16 protein-coding genes are annotated in these 17,034 nt (G+C 72.0%); 5 read left to right on the top strand and 11 right to left on the bottom strand.

The features are described from left to right. Positions 1 to 10: 10 nt before the first annotated feature. The 3 genes from ftsL to mraZ all read right to left on the bottom strand — a co-directional run bounded on the left by ftsL (position 11) and on the right by mraZ (position 2,471). Positions 11 to 772, bottom strand: coding sequence for a cell division protein FtsL (ftsL, locus tag ABD333_RS04995; protein WP_344538067.1), 762 nt, complete (start codon positions 770 to 772; stop codon positions 11 to 13). Continuing rightward, positions 769 to 1,746 (bottom strand): 16S rRNA (cytosine(1402)-N(4))-methyltransferase RsmH, encoded by a 978-nt coding sequence (rsmH, locus tag ABD333_RS04990; protein WP_344538066.1) that lies wholly within the window; start codon positions 1,744 to 1,746, stop codon positions 769 to 771. The genes ftsL and rsmH overlap by 4 nt, the downstream gene beginning before the upstream one ends. 293 nt (positions 1,747 to 2,039) lie before the next feature. Next, entirely contained in the window at positions 2,040 to 2,471 is a 432-nt protein-coding gene (mraZ, locus tag ABD333_RS04985) for a division/cell wall cluster transcriptional repressor MraZ (protein WP_344538064.1), read from the bottom strand. Between the two features lie 480 nt (positions 2,472 to 2,951). Between mraZ and ABD333_RS04980 the strand changes: the two genes are divergently transcribed. Genes ABD333_RS04980 through ABD333_RS04970 form a run of 3 tightly spaced genes read left to right on the top strand, consistent with a single transcriptional unit; the run spans position 2,952 to position 7,740 of the window. Then, positions 2,952 to 3,887 (top strand): AAA family ATPase, encoded by a 936-nt coding sequence (locus ABD333_RS04980; protein WP_344538854.1) that lies wholly within the window; start codon positions 2,952 to 2,954, stop codon positions 3,885 to 3,887. Positions 3,888 to 3,928: 41 nt separating this feature from the next. Further along, entirely contained in the window at positions 3,929 to 5,344 is a 1,416-nt protein-coding gene (locus tag ABD333_RS04975) for a DUF58 domain-containing protein (protein ID WP_344538062.1), read from the top strand. Continuing rightward, entirely contained in the window at positions 5,341 to 7,740 is a 2,400-nt protein-coding gene (locus ABD333_RS04970; RefSeq protein WP_344538060.1) for a transglutaminaseTgpA domain-containing protein, read from the top strand. The genes ABD333_RS04975 and ABD333_RS04970 overlap by 4 nt, the downstream gene beginning before the upstream one ends. A gap of 243 nt (positions 7,741 to 7,983) precedes the next feature. On the opposite strand, the gene ABD333_RS04965 is transcribed toward ABD333_RS04970, so the two are convergent. The 6 genes from ABD333_RS04965 to ABD333_RS04940 form a co-directional block, all read right to left on the bottom strand. Beyond that, entirely contained in the window at positions 7,984 to 8,370 is a 387-nt protein-coding gene (locus ABD333_RS04965) for a DUF3040 domain-containing protein (protein ID WP_344538059.1), read from the bottom strand. A gap of 147 nt (positions 8,371 to 8,517) precedes the next feature. Continuing rightward, complete coding sequence (locus tag ABD333_RS04960; protein WP_344538057.1) at positions 8,518 to 9,783, bottom strand: DNA polymerase IV; 1,266 nt, start codon at positions 9,781 to 9,783, stop codon at positions 8,518 to 8,520. Then, complete coding sequence (locus tag ABD333_RS04955) at positions 9,780 to 10,556, bottom strand: methyltransferase domain-containing protein (protein WP_344538852.1); 777 nt, start codon at positions 10,554 to 10,556, stop codon at positions 9,780 to 9,782. The genes ABD333_RS04960 and ABD333_RS04955 overlap by 4 nt, the downstream gene beginning before the upstream one ends. 132 nt (positions 10,557 to 10,688) lie before the next feature. Continuing rightward, entirely contained in the window at positions 10,689 to 11,105 is a 417-nt protein-coding gene (nusB, locus tag ABD333_RS04950; protein ID WP_344538055.1) for a transcription antitermination factor NusB, read from the bottom strand. A gap of 1 nt (position 11,106) precedes the next feature. Then, positions 11,107 to 11,664, bottom strand: coding sequence for an elongation factor P (gene efp, locus ABD333_RS04945; protein WP_344538053.1), 558 nt, complete (start codon positions 11,662 to 11,664; stop codon positions 11,107 to 11,109). Between the two features lie 34 nt (positions 11,665 to 11,698). Next, positions 11,699 to 12,778, bottom strand: a complete 1,080-nt coding sequence (locus ABD333_RS04940) for a M24 family metallopeptidase (protein WP_344538051.1) — start codon at positions 12,776 to 12,778, stop codon at positions 11,699 to 11,701. A 149-nt stretch (positions 12,779 to 12,927) separates the two neighbouring features. Between ABD333_RS04940 and ABD333_RS04935 the strand changes: the two genes are divergently transcribed. Next, a complete protein-coding gene (locus ABD333_RS04935) occupies positions 12,928 to 14,406 on the top strand; it encodes a flavin monoamine oxidase family protein (RefSeq protein WP_344538049.1) in 1,479 nt (492 codons plus the stop codon). A 65-nt stretch (positions 14,407 to 14,471) separates the two neighbouring features. Here ABD333_RS04935 and ABD333_RS04930 read toward each other — a convergent pair whose 3' ends face one another. Together ABD333_RS04930 and ABD333_RS04925 are read right to left on the bottom strand one after the other, a co-directional pair. After that, the gene (locus ABD333_RS04930) at positions 14,472 to 15,518 is read right to left on the bottom strand and encodes an LLM class F420-dependent oxidoreductase (protein ID WP_344538047.1); all 1,047 of its coding nucleotides are present in this window, start codon (positions 15,516 to 15,518) and stop codon (positions 14,472 to 14,474) included. Positions 15,519 to 15,641: 123 nt separating this feature from the next. After that, positions 15,642 to 16,307 carry an enoyl-CoA hydratase-related protein gene (locus tag ABD333_RS04925; RefSeq protein ID WP_344538045.1) on the bottom strand — a complete coding sequence of 222 codons (666 nt, stop codon included), beginning with the start codon at positions 16,305 to 16,307 and terminating at the stop codon, positions 15,642 to 15,644. A gap of 152 nt (positions 16,308 to 16,459) precedes the next feature. Between ABD333_RS04925 and ABD333_RS04920 the strand changes: the two genes are divergently transcribed. Beyond that, complete coding sequence (locus ABD333_RS04920; RefSeq protein ID WP_344538043.1) at positions 16,460 to 17,032, top strand: TetR/AcrR family transcriptional regulator; 573 nt, start codon at positions 16,460 to 16,462, stop codon at positions 17,030 to 17,032. Positions 17,033 to 17,034 lie beyond the last annotated feature (2 nt).

Genomic DNA, 17,034 nt, shown 5'->3' with positions numbered 1-17,034 from the left:
TACCGTCCGATCACGGCGTACCGGCCCCCGTGCGGGGTGCCCGGCTCGTGGCACCGGGCGCCGTGGTGGCCGGTGCCGTGGACCTGCCGCCGGGAGCGGTGGGCACGCCCTGGGCGGGCACGACGACGGCGGGCAGACCGACCGCCCCGGCGGCGGCCGCGGCCGCCGCGGCGGCGTTGGGCAGCGGCCGGACGGCGCCGCCGACCTCGGTCACCTGCCCGGTCAGCGGGTCGATGTAGCTCGACCGCTCCGGCAGCTCCAGGCCGAGCGCCTCGGCCTTCTGGCGCAGGCGTTCGGGCGACTCCTCGCGGGCGATCTCCCGTTCGAGCGCCTGGCGCTGCTGGCCGAGCAGCTTGTTGCTCCTCTGCAGCTCGGTGAGGCGGAAGGAGTCTTCCGCGAGCACGGTGTTGAGCAGCAGGAGGCTGACCAGCGCGCCGCCCATCAGCCCGACGATGAGCAGCACGAACGGCGTACGCGGCGGCGCCGCGGCGCGGGCCGTCGCCGGGCGGGCCTTGGTCGCCGGCTTCGGTGAGGTCTTGGACGCGGGCTTGGTCGCGGGATCGGTGCCGATCCTGGTGCCGGTCTTCGCGGGCGGCTTGGTGGCGGTCCTGGTCGCGGTCTCGGGCTCGTCCGTGGTCTTGGCGGCGGCCTCGGCCGCGGCTCTGGCCCGGGTCTTGGCCCCGGTCCTGGCGTCCGCCGCGCCGGACGTGCGCCCACCGGTCCGGGACCTGGTCGTGCCGCCGCCCGGGCCGCGTGTGCTCGTCGTGGTCATGTCGCCTCCCGGACCCGTTCCGCGGCGCGCATGCGCACCGACCCGGCCCGTGGGTTGGTCGTGGTCTCCTCGTCGGACGGCAGCTCGGCGCCGCGCGTCAGCAGCGTGAACCGCGGCTGGTGCTCGGGCAGCGGCACCGGCAGGTCCGGTGGGGTCGTGTCGGCGGTCTGCGCGGCGAGGATCTGCTTGGTGATGCGGTCCTCAAGCGAGTGGTAGCTGAGCACGACGATCCGGCCGCCGACCGGCAGGGCGTCGAGGGCCGCGGGCAGTGCCCGCCGCCAGCTGTCGAGCTCCCCGTTCACCTCGATGCGCAGCGCCTGGAAGGTGCGCTTGGCCGGGTTGCCGCCGGTGCGGCGGGTCGCGGCCGGGATGGACGTGCGCACCAGGTCGGCGAGCCGCCGGGTCGAGTCGAGCGGGGCCTTGTCACGCTCGCGCGCGATGGCGGCGGCGATCCGCTGGGCGAACCGCTCCTCCCCGTACTCGCGCAGGATCCGGGCGAGCTCCGCGGGAGGGTAGCCGTTGACCACCTCGGCCGCCGTGAGGCTCTGCGTCCGGTCCATCCGCATGTCGAGCGGGGCGTCGTAGGAATAGGCGAAGCCGCGCTCGGCCTCGTCGAGTTGCGGGGACGAGACTCCGAGGTCGAACAGGACGGCGTCCACCACGGGCACGCCCAGCCGTTCGAGGACCTGCGGAAGCTCGTCGTAGACGGCGTGCTCAAGGGTGACCCGGTCACCGAAGCGCGCCAAGCGCCGGCCGGCGCGTTCGAGTGCGGTGGTGTCGCGGTCGAGGCCGATGAGGCGGAGCCCGGGGTGGGCCTCCAGCATGGCCTCGGCGTGGCCGCCCATGCCGAGAGTGCCGTCGACGTAGACCGGCGCCCTGTCATGGACCCCCAGCGCGGGCGCCAGAAGCGTCAGAACGCGGTCGAGCATGACCGGTACGTGACCGGCGTCGGCCGTGTGGTCACCCACGTCCATGCTTCACCCCCTTGTGCTGCCACCTCGCTCGCGGACTGTGTGGCATCGCCGGCCCCGCGCCGTTCCCGCCGCCCCCTCCGGACGCCTCTCGCGCGTCTCGCTGGGCGGGATGTCGCGTCGTACCGGCGGCCTCGCCCGGCCAGGTCCCCATCCGCTGCCCTGAGGAAGTTTCACCGCGTGTCCGCGGGGGGTTCGCCGTCTGGCACCGGGGAAGCTGCGCCAGCTGGCTGGAGAGCGGCTGGAGACCTGGCCGAACGTGGGCCATGCCGGTCATCGGACCGACGAGTCGATTCTCAGAGGACCCCGGGCAACACCTCCCCCGAGATCTCGGAGAAGGCTTGCTCCTCCTGCTCCAGGTAGGTCTCCCAGGCCTGGCTGTCCCAGATCTCCAGGCGGGTGTTGGCCCCGATGACGGTGCAGTCGCGCGTCAGCCCCGCGTAGGTGCGCAGTGGCGGCGGGATGGTGATGCGACCCTGCTTGTCCGGGGTCTCGTCGGAGGCGCTGGCGAAGAAGACGCGGCTGTAGGCGCGTACCGCCTTCTCGGTGACCGGCGCGCTGCGCAAGGCCTCGGTGATGCGCTGGAACTCCGCCATGGGGAAGACGTACAGGCAGCGTTCCTGGCCCTTCGTGATCACCAATCCCCCCGACAGCTCCTCGCGGTACTTCGCCGGCAGGAACAGCCGTCCCTTGTCGTCGAGGCGCGGTGAATGGGTGCCGAGGAACATCGGCCCCACCTCCCGCGCCGCGTAGGGCGCTACTGCCCCCCACGGCGCCCCACTCTACTCCACTCTTCCCCACCGTCAACTGAGTAAACACGCGTCGCGCGTCACGATCTCGCGCAAAGGAGCAGGTCAGCGGGGGTGGTGCGGAGTGGGGCGCCTGAGGGGTGCGCTCGCGTGGCGGCTGCCGCGGCGCCCACCGAAACCGCTCCCACACCCGCCTCGCCCGTACCTGCGGGGGCGCCGTGGAGCGAAGTGGAGTGGTCCATGAGGCTGTGACAGAGATCCAGGTGGAGCACAATGGGCACACGTTCCGAACATCGCGGCGAACGGCCCGACGACGTACTGTCGTTGACGTACGGCCGTTCGGCTGAGGAGGGTTGGTTGGTGGCAGTAGGCACGCACGGCGAGTCGTACATAGAGACAGACCCCCCGGGTTCCCCCGCCCGGCAGCCGCACGACGGCCCCGGACTCGGACTCGACGGGCTGGCTCAGGTCGCCACCAAGATCCGGGACGCCATCGAGTCGGTCATCGAGGGCAAGCCGGGAGTGGTGCGCCTGGCGCTGACCGTTCTGCTGGCGGAGGGGCACCTGCTGATCGAGGACGTGCCCGGCGTCGGCAAGACGATGCTCGCGAAGGCGCTCGCACGGTCCATCGACTGTTCGGTGCGGCGCGTTCAGTTCACGCCCGACCTGTTGCCCAGCGACATCACGGGGGTCAGCGCCTACAACCAGGAGCGGCGCGAGTTCGAGTTCAAGCCCGGTCCGGTCTTCGCGCACATCGTCGTCGGCGACGAGATCAACCGCGCCTCCCCCAAAACGCAGTCCGCGTTGCTGGAGTGCATGGAGGAACGCCAGGTCACCGTTGACGGCACCACCTATTCGCTCGAACGGCCGTTCATGGTGATCGCCACGCAGAACCCGGTGGAGATGGAGGGCACCTATCCCCTCCCCGAGGCGCAGCGCGACCGTTTCACCGCACGCATCTCGATGGGCTACCCCGATCCGCTGGCCGAGCTGGAGATGCTGGACGTGCACGGGCAGTCCGCGCCGCTCGACCGGTTGTCCCCCGTCGCGCACGCCACGGACGTCCGCGAGATCATCAACGTGGTGCGGCACCAGCACGTCGCGCCTTCGGTCAAGCAGTACGCGATCGAGCTGGTCGGCGCCACCCGCAAGCACCCCGAGCTGCGCCTGGGCGCCTCGCCGCGGGCCACGCTGCATCTCGTGCGGGCGGCCCGGGCGTACGCGGCGCTCGACGACCGCGACTACGTGCTCCCCGACGACATCCAGGACCTCGCCGTTCCCGTCCTGGCTCACCGGCTGCTGCCGACCGCGGAGGCCCAGGTGGAGCGCCGCCGTCCCGAGCAGGTGGTGGCGGAACTGGTCGGCCGGCTGCCGGTGCCGTCGCCCCGCAAGTGACCCCCGCCTGGCGAACTCGCCCCTCCATCTGGAAGTGAACGTTGAGAAGAGCGCTGGCCGGACTGACCACCCGAGGGCGGTCCTTCGTGGCCGCGGGGGCCACCGCCATCGTGTGCGCGTTCGTTCTGGGTGAGCGCGACCTGCTGCGTGCCGGGGTGCTCGTCCTGGCGTTGCCGCTGCTGTGCACGCTGGCGGTGTCGCGCACCCGCTACCGGCTGGCCTGCGCGCGCCGCCTCGACCCGTCCCGGCTGCCCGTCGGCCATGAGGCCCGGGTCGACCTGCGCATGGAGAACGTGTCGCGCCTGCCCAGCGGACTCCTGCTGGTGGAGGACCAGGTCCCCTACACGCTCGGCGGGCGGGCCCGGTTCGTGCTCGACCGGATCGAGCCGCAGGGCGCCCGGGAGCTGACGTACCGGATCCGTTCGGACGTGCGCGGCCGCTACCGGGTCGGGCCGCTGGTCGTGCGGCTCGCCGACCCGTTCGGCATGGTGGAGCTGGTCCGCTCGTTCAGCGTGTCGGACACGCTGACGGTCACCCCGACCATCGTGCCGCTGCCGCCCGGGCGGCTGACCGGCGCCTGGACCGGCGGCGGCGACAGCCTGGCGCGCACGGTCTCCAGCGCGGGCGAGGACGACGTGGCGCCGCGCGAGTACCGGCACGGCGACGACCTGCGGCGGGTGCACTGGCGTTCCACCGCGCGGCGCGGCGAGCTCATGGTGCGGCGCGAGGAGCAGCACTGGCAGAGCAGCGGCGCGCTCTTCCTCGACACCCGGCGGATCGCCCACCACGGCGACGGGCCCGGCGCCTCGTTCGAGCAGGCGGTGTCGGTGACCGCGTCGCTCGGCGTGCATCTGGGCCGGGCGGGAATGGGCCTGCGCTTCGTGACCGACGGCGGCGAGGCGCTGCCCAGCTCGATGACGTTCGAGGGCGCCTTCGAGGGGACGCTCCTGGACACGCTGGCCGTCGTGCGGACGTCCGACGGCCGTTCGCTGACGCCCGGCCTGGCCGCGCTGCGCGGCGCGCAGGGCCACGGGCGCGAGGGCGACGGCCTGATCGTCGCGGTGTTCGGCGCGCTGGACGCCGAGGAGGCCCGCAGCGTCGCGGCCGTCCGGCGCGGCACCGCCACGTGCGTCGCCATCCTGGTCGGCGACGACACCGCGGCCAAACCGGCGACGCGGCTGCTGCGCGCGGCCGGCTGGCGGGTCGTGGTCGTCCGGTCCGCGACCGACCTGGCCGGCGCCTGGGCGCTGGCCGACCAGGCCACCGAGGATCTCGCCAGGTACGACGTGAGCACACTGAGGGACCCTGCGCGCGAAGCCTCATCGAACGGTGGCGGGTGGGGGCTGGAAGAAGGGACGCGCGAAGCTCCGTTGGATGGTGGCGGGTGGGGGCTGGAAGAAGGGACGCGCGAAGCTCCGTTGGATGGTGGCGGGTGGGGGCTGGAGGACGGTCGATGAGGGTCAAGATGACGGTCATGGCCGCGCTGGCCACGCTGGCCAGCTCGGTGGGGCTGTATCCGCTGTTCGCGAGCGGCACGTGGTTCTGGTCCGGGCTGGGCTCGGTCATCGTGGTCGCGGGCGCGGGCCTGCTGATGCGGCGGCTGCGCGCGCCCTCGGTGCTCGGCGCGCTCGGCGGGCTCGGCGCGCTGCACCTCTATCTGAACGCGCGGTTCGCGTCCGGGCAGGCACTGCTGGGCGTCATCCCCACGCCGGACTCGATCCGGCGGCTCGGCACGCTGATGGGCGACGGCTGGAACGCGGCCAACCAGTACGCGGCGCCCGTTCCCCTCGTACCGGGCATCGAGCTGCTGGCCGCCACCGGCATCGGGCTCGTCGCCGTGGTGGTGGACCTGCTCGCGGTGCGGCTGCGCCGGTCGGCGCCCGCCGGGCTCCCGCTCCTGGCGATGTACAGCGTGCCCGCCGCGGTGCGCGAGGACAGCGTCAGCTGGCTCGCGTTCGGCCTCGGGGCGCTCGGTTTCCTGATGCTGCTGATGGCCGACGCGCGTGAGCAGGTCGGCGGCTGGGGGCGCGCGGTCTTCACCCGCCGCTGGTCCGCCGACACGGCCGAGCCGCCGGCCGAACGTCCCGACTCCAGCGGCATGGCGGCCAGCGGGCGCCGCATCGGCGTCGCCGCCGTGGCGGTCGCCGTCCTGCTCCCGACGGTGATCCCGGGCATCCATCCGCGCGGCATGTTCGGGATGGGCGGGGACGGCGACGGAGGTTCCCAGACCGTCACCACGGTCGAGCCGCTCGCGCAGCTCAAGCGCGACCTGAACGGCAAGAACCGCCAGGCCGTGATCTTCACGTACCAGACCGACGACACCGAACGACCCGACTACCTGCGGATGTACGCGCTCGACAAGTTCGAGGGCGACCGGTGGACCTACAGCGCGCTGCCGAGCTCGTCCCAGGACCGGGTGTCCGGCCGTGATCTGCCCACCCCGCCCGGCCTGTCCACGGCCCGGTTCCGCGAGGTCGTCACGCGCATCAAGATCCGGCGCGCGGTGAAGAAGGTCGACTTCCTCCCCGCGCCCTACGCGCCCCGCCGGGTCTCGATCAAGGGCGACTGGCGGGCGCATCCGCAGTCGCTGATGGTCTACTCGCTGCGCGACTCCGCGAGCGGCCGCTCGTACACCGTCTCCAGCCTGCGCGTCCAGCCGGCCGCCGCCGAGCTGGCACGCGCCCGCAAGTACCCCTCGGACATCCTGACCCCCTACACCGTGCTGCCGAGGTCCATCCCGCCGCAGGTCCGGACCCTGGCGGAGACCGTGACCAAGGGCGCCACCACCGCCTATGACCAGGCCGTGCGCCTCCAGCGGTGGTTCACCCAGAGCGGTGAGTTCGCCTACGACCTCGACCCGCCGCCGCCCTCGTCCGCCGGCGACCTGGCGGACTTCCTGCTGCGCACCAAACGCGGCTACTGCGAGCAGTTCGCCGCCTCGATGGCCGTGATGGCCCGCATTCTGGGCATCCCGGCCCGCGTCGCCATCGGCTACACCGCGGGCACCCAGATCGGCCAGCGCGAGTGGGAGGTCCGCTCCAAGGACGCCCACGCCTGGCCCGAGCTCTACTTCGAGGGCGCCGGCTGGGTGCGCTTCGAGCCCACCCCCGCCGGTCTCGGCGGCCAGGGCACCGCCGCCACCCCGCCCTACACCCAGCAGTCCTCCGAACGCCCGTCCGAACAGCCGACCGACAACCCCACCCCGGAGGCCTCCAGCCCTGCCTCCCAGGGCCCCAACGCCACCGAGGGCCCCAGCCGCCGTCCCGACGACGCCGGCGCCGACCCGGGCATCGGCAAGAAGGAGTCGGACGGGACCTCGATCCCCGTCGGCTGGCTGGCCGGCGGCCTCCTGGTCCTCATGCTGCTGGCGGCGCCGATGGCCGTCCGCCTGCTGACCCGGCGCCGCCGCTGGTCCGCCGTGGCCCCCGGTCCCGTCCCGGCCACGACCGGCCCGCCCTCGGGCGCCGCGGCCCACGCGGCCTGGCGCGAGGTGCACGCCGACGCCCTGGACCACGGCCTCAGCTGGCGGCCGAGCGACAGTCCCCGCGCCGCCGCCCGCCGCCTGGGCGAGCTCCTGGAGCTCGACGCCACGGCCGTCCAGGCCCTCGGCCGCATCGCCCGCGCCGAGGAGGTGGCGCGCTACGCCCGCTCCCGTCCGCCCGCCGCGGATCTACGCGCCGACGTCCGGACGGTCCGTACCGCCATGTCGGCCGCCGTGGGCCGCCGCGTCCGGCTGCGTGCCCGCCTGCTCCCCCCGTCCACCATGTCCGACTTCCGCGACGCAGGAACCCGGGCACTGGAAGCTGCAGGCCGCCTGAACGCCGCCCTCCGCTGGCGCCCGCGCGAAAAGTAACAATCACCCCACCTTGAACAGGCCCGGCGACGGCACTCGTCAGGCGTGACCCGGATGCATACCGGGAGGAGGGGTGGGGTGTGGTTCGGGTGGCGGTGGGATCCGTGTCTTGAGGGATAGGCGAGGCGGGGCGAGACGGGGCGAAGCGGAGCGGGTCAGTGGGCGTGCGCTAGTGCGCTCAGTGTGGGGAAGGTCACTGGGCGAGGCCGGCGGCCGCTGGGGTGCGGCCGCCAGGTCAGCCTTTCACTCGCCCTCGGTCCGCTTGCGCCAGCGCTCTTCCATGCGGTCCATGAAGCCGGACTTGGCGGGGCGGGACTGGGTGTCCCGTTCCGGTTCGGTGCCGACCCCGGTCATCCGCTTCCAGCTGGAGAGGGCCCAGACACAGCAGACCACCATAAGGACGAAGCCGGTCACGCTGATCGCGATGGTGACCGCGCCCGCGTTCACGACCAAACCCGCCATCAGCGCGCAGACGCCCACCACGAAGCCGAGGGCGGCCTTCACGATCCGGCGCTTGTAGTGCACCTGGGGGTTGGTCGAGCGGACCGCGTGAGCGAACTTCGGATCCTCGGCGTACAACGCCTGCTCGATCTGTTCGAGCATGCGTTGCTCGTGCTCAGAGAGCGGCACGGCGCCTCCCAACGACAGCCCTGCGACGGGGTATCCGATGCAGGACGAGAACCTCAACGGTGATATGCCCAGAATACGAGGCCGGACAAGCGTACGAAAGCAAACGGCCAACCGAAGACCATATGCCGGTCATCCCACCGTCCCCAATCATCGCTTGCCGTCACCTGCGCCACCAGTGTCCTCCTGCTGTGCGCGACGGACCAGTGCGGCGGGACGGACGGTTCCGCTTCCGAACCGGTGCGCCGCCTGGTCGACCGCGCGTTCGGCCTCACGCCAGCCGGTCTCGGGCTCGTCCAGCGCCAGCTGGCGGGGGGCCTGGTCAGCGGGGCCGAGGTTTTCGACCCGGACGCCTACCAGTCGGAGACGTACCCGTTCGAGGCCCGCCGCCTCATAGAGCTCGCGCGCTGTGATGTAGATCACACGAGCGAGATCGGTGGGCTCGCGCAGCGTCCGGGAGCGGGTGATCGTTTTGAAGTCCGCCATGCGTAGTTTGACGCTCACCGTACGGCCAGAGTTTCCGGAGGCGCGGAGCCGGGACCCGACCTTCTCGGCGAGACGGAGCAGTTCACGGTTGATGATCTCCGGGTCGTCGATGTCGGTGTCGAAGGTCTCCTCGGCCCCGATGCTCTTGTCGGGGTTCTCCGGGACGACCTCGCGGGGGTCGCGGCCCCAGGAGAGCTCGTGCAGGTGGCTGCCCAGCGCGTTGCCCAGTTCGCGCTGGAGCGTCGCGAGCGGGACCTGGGCGAGCTGTCCGACGGTCCGCAGCCCCAGACGCAGGAGGCTCTCCTCCGTGCGCTCACCGACGCCCCAGAGGGCCGCCACGGGGAGGGGGTGGAGGAACTCGTGGACACCGGCGGCGGGGATCACCAGCAGGCCGTCGGGCTTGCAGTGCGTGGAGGCCAGCTTGGCGACGAACTTGGTGCTCGCCACGCCCACCGAGCACGTGATGCCCTGCTGGGCGCTGACCTCGTCGCGGACGTGCTGGGCGATCACGGCCGGGCGGCCCAGCCGCCGCAGGGCCCCGCCGACGTCGAGGAACGCCTCGTCCAGCGAGAGCCCTTCGACGAGGGGCGTGATGCTGTGGAAGATCTCGAAGACGGCCGCGGAGACGCGGCTGTACTTGGCGTGGTCGGGCGGCAGGATCACCGCCTGGGGACACAGGCGGCGGGCGCGCGTCATCGGCATGGCCGAGTGCACGCCGAAGCGGCGGGCCTCGTAGGAGGCCGCCGACACCACGCCGCGGGGCCCGGCGCCACCGACGATCACCGGGCGGCCGCGCAGCTCCGGCCGGTCGAGGAGCTCGACGCTGACGAAGAACGCGTCCATGTCGACGTGCAGGATCGGGCAGCCGGTGTCGTCGGCCGGCGGCCCCGGCTGCGGTCCGGGCCGGTGCAGCTGCTGTTTGCGGCTCATTTATGGGCGAGCAGATGCAGCTGGGTCGCGAGCTCGCGAAGGATCGGGTGGACCGCGGCGGCCGACTCCAGGGCGATGAGCGCCTCGGCGGCGCGTTCGCCCCCGGGGCCGCGTCCGGCGGCCGTGTGGTCGGCGTCGACGAGGTTGCCGGGGATCAGGTCCGCGAAGATCCGTACGCCGTGCAGCTCGCCGACGGTCAGCCCGGACGCGGCGACGAGGGCGGAGAGGGTCTCGCGGGTGAAGCGCCGGGGCATGCGGTCGTGGTCGCCCCAGCGCCCGTCGGGGTCGGTGAGGACGTGGCGGGCGTCGTCGAAGTGCCCGGCGACGGCGCGGTGCAGGGCGGCGGCCACCTGCCCGGCGACCAGCACACTGGCCGAACCGCCGGGACGCAGCGTCGCGGTGAGCGCCCGCACGGCGGCGTCGGGGTCGTCCACGTACTCCAGGACGCTGTGGCAGAGAACGAGGTCGGCGGCGTCGGAGCCGAGCAGGTCGGGGAGGTCGACCGCGTCGCCCTGGACCGCCTTGACGGTGACGCCGGCCTCGTCGGCTCGGCGTTCGAGGGCGGCCAGCGCGTCGGGACTGGCGTCGACGACGGTGACCCGGTGGCCCAGCTCGGCGAGCGGTACCGCGAACCCTCCGGTGCCGCCGCCCACGTCCACGACGTCGCTGGGACCTTCGGGCGCGATGCGGTCAAGGACGGTGCGCAGCGCGTCCCACAGGACCGCGTTCCGTACCCTGCTGCTCCCCCTCGGACGCCATCCCACAGCCCCCACCCGCCGCCCTTCAGCGGACTCACTACGCTCGGCCGGCTTTCCGGCAGCCCCCGCGCTCTGCTCGTCGGCTCCCTTTTGCTGGGCGGCCACGGCTGCCCCCTTCACGTCCGTCATCCGACCCAGCCTATTGCGCTACAACGACAGGGACGGCTTGAGCTGCTGCAAACGCGACAGGAGGCCGTTGATGAACCGCGGGGACTCGTCGGTGGACAGCTCGGTCGCCAGCCCCACCGCCTCGCTGATGGCGACGCCGTCGGGGACGTCGTCCACCCAGAGCAGCTCGAACGTGCCCATCCGCAGGATGTTGCGGTCGACCACCGGCATGCGCTCCAGCGTCCAGCCGGTGGCGTAGGTGGCGAGCAGCTCGTCGATGCGCTCCTGGTGCTCCTGCACGCCCTCGATCAGCCGGACGGCGTGGTCGTACTCGGCCAGCTCGTCCTGGTTGGGCCGGCCGCGCTGGGAGAGCACCTCGGTGGGGCGCTCCTCGCGGAGCTCGGCCGCGAACAGGATGTCGAGGGCCAGCTTGCGCGCCTTGGTACGGGCGGCCATCTCAGCCGCGGCCGAGGTACTCGCCGGAGCGGGTGTCGACCTTGACCTTCTCGCCGGTGGTGATGAACAGCGGGACCTGGATCTGCGCGCCGGTCTCCAGGGTGGCGGGCTTGCTGCCGCCGGTGGAGCGGTCGCCCTGCAGGCCGGGCTCGGTCTCGGTGATCTGCAGGACCACGGCGGCGGGCAGCTCGACGTAGAGGGGGTTCTCGTTGTTGAACGCGATCACCGCGTTGCCCTCGGGGAGCAGGTAGCTCGCGGCGTCGCCCACGACGGCGGCCGGGATGTGCGGCTGGTCGTAGGTCTCGGTGTCCATGAAGACGAAGTCCTCGCCCTCGCGGTAGAGGTACTGCATCTCCCGCTTGTCGACGCTGGCGACCTCGACCTTGGTGCCGGCGTTGAAGGTCTTGTCGATGATCTTGCCGGAGAGCACGTTCTTGATCTTGGTGCGGACGAAGGCCGGGCCCTTGCCGGGCTTGACGTGCTGGAACTCCAGAACGGTCCAGAGCTGGCTGTCGATCCTCAGCGTCATGCCGTTCTTCAGGTCGTTCGTCGTCGCCACGTGTGTCTCCTGGTAGCGGACCCGCCCGTGTCGTTCACAGTACGAGCAGTTCCTTGGTCGTCTTGGTGAGGAGCTCCGGCCCGTCCGCCCGGACCACCAGAGTGTCCTCGATCCGCACCCCGCCCCGGCCCGCGAGATAGACCCCGGGTTCGGCGGTGACGGGAACTCGATCCCTCAGCTTACCGGTCCTGTCGTACCCCATGAGCGGAGCCTCGTGGATCTCCAGGCCGACGCCGTGCCCGAGGCCGTGGGGGAAGTCGTCACCGTGTCCGGCCGCCTTGATCAGGTCCCGCGCCGCGGCGTCCACGGCCACGGTCTCCGCGCCCGGCCGCGCGGCGTCCACGGCGGCCTGCTGCGCCCGCCTGACCAGCTCGTACACCTCGCGCTGCCAGCCGGCCACGCGGCCGACCGCGACGGTACGGGTCATGTCGGCGTGGTAACCGCCGTGGCGGGCGCCGAAGTCCATGGTCACGAGGTCGCCCGCCGCGATCTCGCGGTCGCCCGGACGGTGGTGCGGCACCGCGCCGTTCGGACCGGACGCGATGATCGAGTCGAACGCGGGCGCCTCCGCGCCGAGGTCGACCATCTCGCGCTCCAGCGCGATGGCGATCCGCCGTTCGGTCACGCCGGGCCGGACCAGCGGGAGGACGCGCTCGAACGCCCGGTCGGTGATCGCGCACGCCTCGCGCAGCAGCGCCAGCTCCGCCTCGTCCTTGACCACCCGGAGCCCCTCGACCGGCCTGCTCACAGGGGGAAGCTCGATCCCCCGGTCGAGCGCGGCCAGCTCGGCGTGCTTCTCGACCGTGACATCGTGCGCCTCGAACCCCAGGCGCCGCACGCCCCCGTCGGCGGCCATCGTCGTCAGGACCCGAGCGGTCTGCCGTTCGACGACGAGTTCCACGTCGGGGCAGACCTCGGCGGCGGTGCCCGCGTAGCGCGCGTCTGTGGCCAGCACCGCCGGCCCCTCCGCGCGCACGAGCAACGCCGCGTTCGAGCTGGCCAGCCCGGTCAGATAGCGGACGTTGACCAGCCGGGTGACCAGCAGGGCGTCGACGTCGTGCGCGGCGAGCAGTTCGGTGAGCCGCTCGCGCCTTGTCTCATGGAGCTCCCCCATGGCCAGGACTCTAGTTGGCCACAGAACATGAAGAAGCCTCGCCTTCCCTTGTCCAGCACGCACGGGCGCCTCTACGTTCTTCGTCAGCAAATGATCAAAAAGGCCCCGCCGCGCCGGCGCTCCCCCGGCCTTCCCCCGAGGAGGACCCCGTGACCGGAGTAAGCCGCCGGAGACTGCTCGGCACCGGCGCGCTCACCGCCGCCGCCGGCGCCGCGATGTCCGCGCTCCCCGCGTCCTCCGCCCGCGCCGCCGCGGCCGTCAGCGCCGACGTGGTGATCGTCGGGGCCGGGCTGGCCGGGCTGACCGCGGCCCGTGACCTGGTCGCCGCCGGGCGGTCGGTGATCGTGCTGGAGGCCCGGGAACGGCCCGGCGGGCGGGTGTACGGCCTGCCGCTCGGGGACGGCACGACCAGCGAGGGCGGCGCGGAGTTCATCGGGCCCACGCAGGACCGCATCGCCGCCCTCACCAAGGAGATGGGCGTCGAGACCTTCCCCACGTACAACACGGGCAAGAACGTCTACTACCGCAACGGCAGGCGCTCGCTCTACGCCACCGACGGCATCCTCGGCGCGGTGCCGCCCGACTGGGGCGTCGTCGATCTGCAACTCGCTCTCCTCTCCCTCGGCAACATGGCCAAGGAGGTGCCGGTGGGCGAGCCGTGGAAGGCGCCGAAGGCGGAGGAATGGGACAGCCAGACGTTCCACACCTGGTCGCGGTCCCACTCGCTGAGCAACGGCGCGCGCTTCCTGATGGACGCGTTCATCAGCTCGACGCTGTCGGTGCGGTCGCGCGATGTGTCGCTGCTGTACGTGCTGAACTACGTCGCCTCGGCCGGGAACGAGACCAGTCCGGGGAACGTGGACCGGCTCATCAACACCAGGAACGGCGCGCAGGAGACCCGGTTCGCCGGCGGCCCCGAGCAGGTGCCGATCCGGCTCGCCGCGCGGCTCGGCGACCGCGTCCGCTACAACGCGCCGGTGCGCCGTATCGCCTCGACGTCCGCCGGGGCCGCGGTCACCGCCGACGGGATCACGGTCACCGCCAAGCGGGTGATCGTGGCGATGTCCCCGGCCGTCGCAAGCAAGATCGACTTCACGCCGGCGCTGCCCGCGAGCCGGCTGCAGCTGATGCAGCGCTATCCGATGGGGTCGATCGCCAAGTTCGTGGGCGTGTACGAGACGCCGTTCTGGCGGGCGGAGGGGCTGACCGGCCAGGCGATCGCCGACAGCGGCGTCATCGACGTGACGTTCGACAACAGCCCGCCGGACGGCTCGCGCGGCATCCTGATGGGCTTCATCAACCAGAGCAACATCCGGCGTCTGGACGCCGCCCCGCCCGAGGAGGTGAAGGCGGCGGCGCTCGACTCGTTCGGCAGGCTCTTCGGCGACAAGGCCAGGTCCCCGTCGCTGACGGCGATGCAGCGATGGGACAACGAGACGTGGAGCGGCGGCGGACCTGTCGGCGTCGCCGCCCCCGGAGTGCTCACCGACTTCGGTGCGGCGCTGCGCGCGCCGTGCGGGCTCGTGCACTGGGCCGGCACCGAGACGTCCGGCCACTGGACCGGCTACATGGACGGCGCGGTCCGTTCGGGCGAACGCGTCGCCAAGGAGGTCGGCACCGCCCTGTGAGGGGACGGCGTGTGGCGGCGTGCCGAGGGGGCACGCCGCCACACGGCGCCGATCCGGGACACGCCCTACAGGTCGGCGGCCATCTCCTTGACCTTCTCGATCAGGGCGAGGCGGGCCTTGTGGTCACCGGCGATCGGGGTGACGTTCAGCGTGGTGATGCCGGACTCCTTCATGGCGGCGAGGCGTTCGCGCACGTGCCCCTCGGAGCCGATGAGGGACATCTTCTCCAGCAGCTCGTAGGGGACCTTGGCGGCGGCCTCGTCCTTCTTGCCGTCCAGGTAGAGGTCCTGGATCTCCTCGGCTTCCTTCTCCCAGCCGTAGCGGCGGCACAGGTCGTTGTAGAAGTTCTTGCCCTTGGCGCCCATGCCGCCGATGTAGAGGGCGGCCATCGGGCGGCCGAACTCCAGGAAGCCCTGGACGTCGTCGCCGATGGCGAGCGGGGCCTGGCCGACGATGTCCAGCTCGCCGAGCGCGGCGTCGCGCTTGGCCCGGCCGGCCTCCAGCGAGGGGCCCCAGACGTCGGCGGCCTTCTCCGGCAGGTAGAAGATCGGCTGCCAGCCGTTGGCGATCTCGGCGGTCAGCTCGACGTTCTTGGGCCCGATCGCGGCGATCTCGATGGGGATGTCGGCGCGCACCGGGTGGTTGATGAGCTTGAGCGGCTTGCCGAGGCCGGTGCCCTGCTCGGCGGGCAGCGGCAGCTTGTAGTACTTGCCGTCGTGCTGGAGCCGCTCGCGGCGCCAGACCTTGCGGCAGATCTCGACGACCTCGCGCTGGCGGCCGACCGGCGCCTGGTAGGGCACGCCGTGGAAGCCCTCGATCACCTGCGGGCCGGACGCGCCGATGCCGAGGGTGAAGCGGCCGTCGCTCACGTAGTCCAGGCCGGCCGCGGTCATCGCCAGCACGGTCGGGGTCCGGGAGTAGATGTTGAGGATGCCCGAGGCGATCTGCATGCGCTCGGTCTTGGCCGCGATGTAGCCCATCTGGCTCACGCCGTCGAAGCTGTAGGCCTCGGCCACATAGACGATGTCGAGACCGGCCTTCTCGAAGTCGGCCAGCTCGGCGGCGGCCTCCTTGAAGCCGCCTGAGTAACTGAGCGGCATACCGATGCGCATCCCTGGCTCCCTTTCCCTAAAACCGAATCTGATTCAGTCGAACGTAACGTACCGCGATCCAGGCCGGTGCCCACCGCTCACGCGAAGACCGGTCCGGACGAAGCGGCCCGGACACGCGCCGATCTAGAAGAACACCGGCCCGCGCAGCGCCTCCAGGGTGCCGCGGTACATGTCGGTGCGGATCTTCGCGACGGTCGTGCCGTTCTTGGGCGCGAGGGAGGCGGCGAGCTCGACCGCGGCGGGCAGCACGTCGGCCTCGGCGGCGGTGCGCTGCACGATCCCGGCGGCCTGGGCCTGCTCGGCGGTGTAGCGGCGCCCGGACACCATCGCCTCGTGCGCTGTACCCGGGGTCAGCCGGGACTGGATCAGCGCGCTCATGCCGGGCGTGAAGCTCATGCCGAGGTCCACCTCGGGCAGGCAGAAGTAGCCGCGGTCGGTGCGCATGACCGCGAAGTCGTGGGCGAGCATGAGCATGCCGCCGCCGGCGAACGCGTGGCCGTTGACCGCGGCGACCGTGGGCAGCGGCAGCGACAGCACCCGGGCGTACAGGGCGTTGACGCTCTTGAGGTAGTCCTCGAAGCGGTCCTGGTTGTCGCTGAGCCAGGCCAGGTCGAGCCCGTTCGAGTAGAACTTGCCGGTCCCCACCGTCACCAGGGCGCCCGGGCCGTCGTTCTTCTCCACCGTGTCGAGGGCGTCGCCGACGGCGTCCAGGAAACCAGGGCTGAAGCGGTTCTCGTCGTCGTCGAACCGCAGGACGAACACGTCGCCGTCGCGCTGGAGGTCGATCACGCCAGGACTCCTTCTTCTTCTCCGATGCCGACCCCGACCCTACTCACCGGTAGCGAGGAAGGCTAGGTATGACGACCGTCATAACACAGAATCCCTATGACACTCATCATAGTCACGTCGAAAACCTATGATGCAGGTCATAATCTGTCGTCATGGGCACGGACAGCCGGGAACGCATGGTGCGGAGCGCCGCCTACCTCTTCCGCGAGCGCGGCTACAGCGGCACGGCGTTCCGCGACGTCATCGCGCACAGCGGCGCCCCCCGCGGCTCGATCTACCACCACTTCCCCGGCGGCAAGGTCGAGCTCGCCGAAGAGGCGGTGCGCTACGCGGGCGAGTTCCTCAACGCGGGCATCCAGGCCGCCGCCGAGGGCGGCGACCCGGCGGCGGCGGTGGACGCCTTCGTGGGCTGGTGGCGTCAGGTGCTGGTCAAGAGCGAGTTCCGGGCCGGCTGCCCCGTCGTCGCGGTCACCGTCGAGTCCCACGACGACGCGCCGCAGCTGGCCAGGGCCGCCGCCGCCGCGTTCGACCGCTGGGAGGACACCCTCGCCACCTGCCTCGGCAACGCCGGGGTGCCCGACGAACGGTCCGGCCGGCTGGCCCGCATGATCGTCGCCGCCGTCGAGGGCGCCACGATCCTGTGCCGCGCGCACCTCGACGTCCGGCCGCTGGACGATGTCGTGGCCGAGCTCAAGGCCATGACCGCCGCCGCGATCACCGACTGACG

Source organism: Actinomadura fulvescens (assembly GCF_039533225.1).
GTDB lineage: Bacteria > Actinomycetota > Actinomycetes > Streptosporangiales > Streptosporangiaceae > Spirillospora > Spirillospora fulvescens.
This window is presented reverse-complemented; position numbering and strand designations above follow the sequence as displayed.

Excerpts from the sequence above, each read along its gene's own strand:
- ftsL (WP_344538067.1), bottom strand. The coding sequence starts at position 772 with ATGACCACGACGAGCACACGCGGCCCGGGCGGCGGCACGACCAGGTCC.
- rsmH (WP_344538066.1), bottom strand. The coding sequence starts at position 1,746 with ATGGACGTGGGTGACCACACGGCCGACGCCGGTCACGTACCGGTCATG.
- mraZ (WP_344538064.1), bottom strand. The coding sequence starts at position 2,471 with ATGTTCCTCGGCACCCATTCACCGCGCCTCGACGACAAGGGACGGCTG.
- ABD333_RS04970 (WP_344538060.1), top strand. The coding sequence starts at position 5,341 with ATGAGGGTCAAGATGACGGTCATGGCCGCGCTGGCCACGCTGGCCAGC.
- ABD333_RS04960 (WP_344538057.1), bottom strand. The coding sequence starts at position 9,783 with ATGAGCCGCAAACAGCAGCTGCACCGGCCCGGACCGCAGCCGGGGCCG.
- nusB (WP_344538055.1), bottom strand. The coding sequence starts at position 11,105 with ATGGCCGCCCGTACCAAGGCGCGCAAGCTGGCCCTCGACATCCTGTTC.
- ABD333_RS04940 (WP_344538051.1), bottom strand. The coding sequence starts at position 12,778 with ATGGGGGAGCTCCATGAGACAAGGCGCGAGCGGCTCACCGAACTGCTC.
- ABD333_RS04930 (WP_344538047.1), bottom strand. The coding sequence starts at position 15,518 with ATGCGCATCGGTATGCCGCTCAGTTACTCAGGCGGCTTCAAGGAGGCC.
- ABD333_RS04920 (WP_344538043.1), top strand. The coding sequence starts at position 16,460 with ATGGGCACGGACAGCCGGGAACGCATGGTGCGGAGCGCCGCCTACCTC.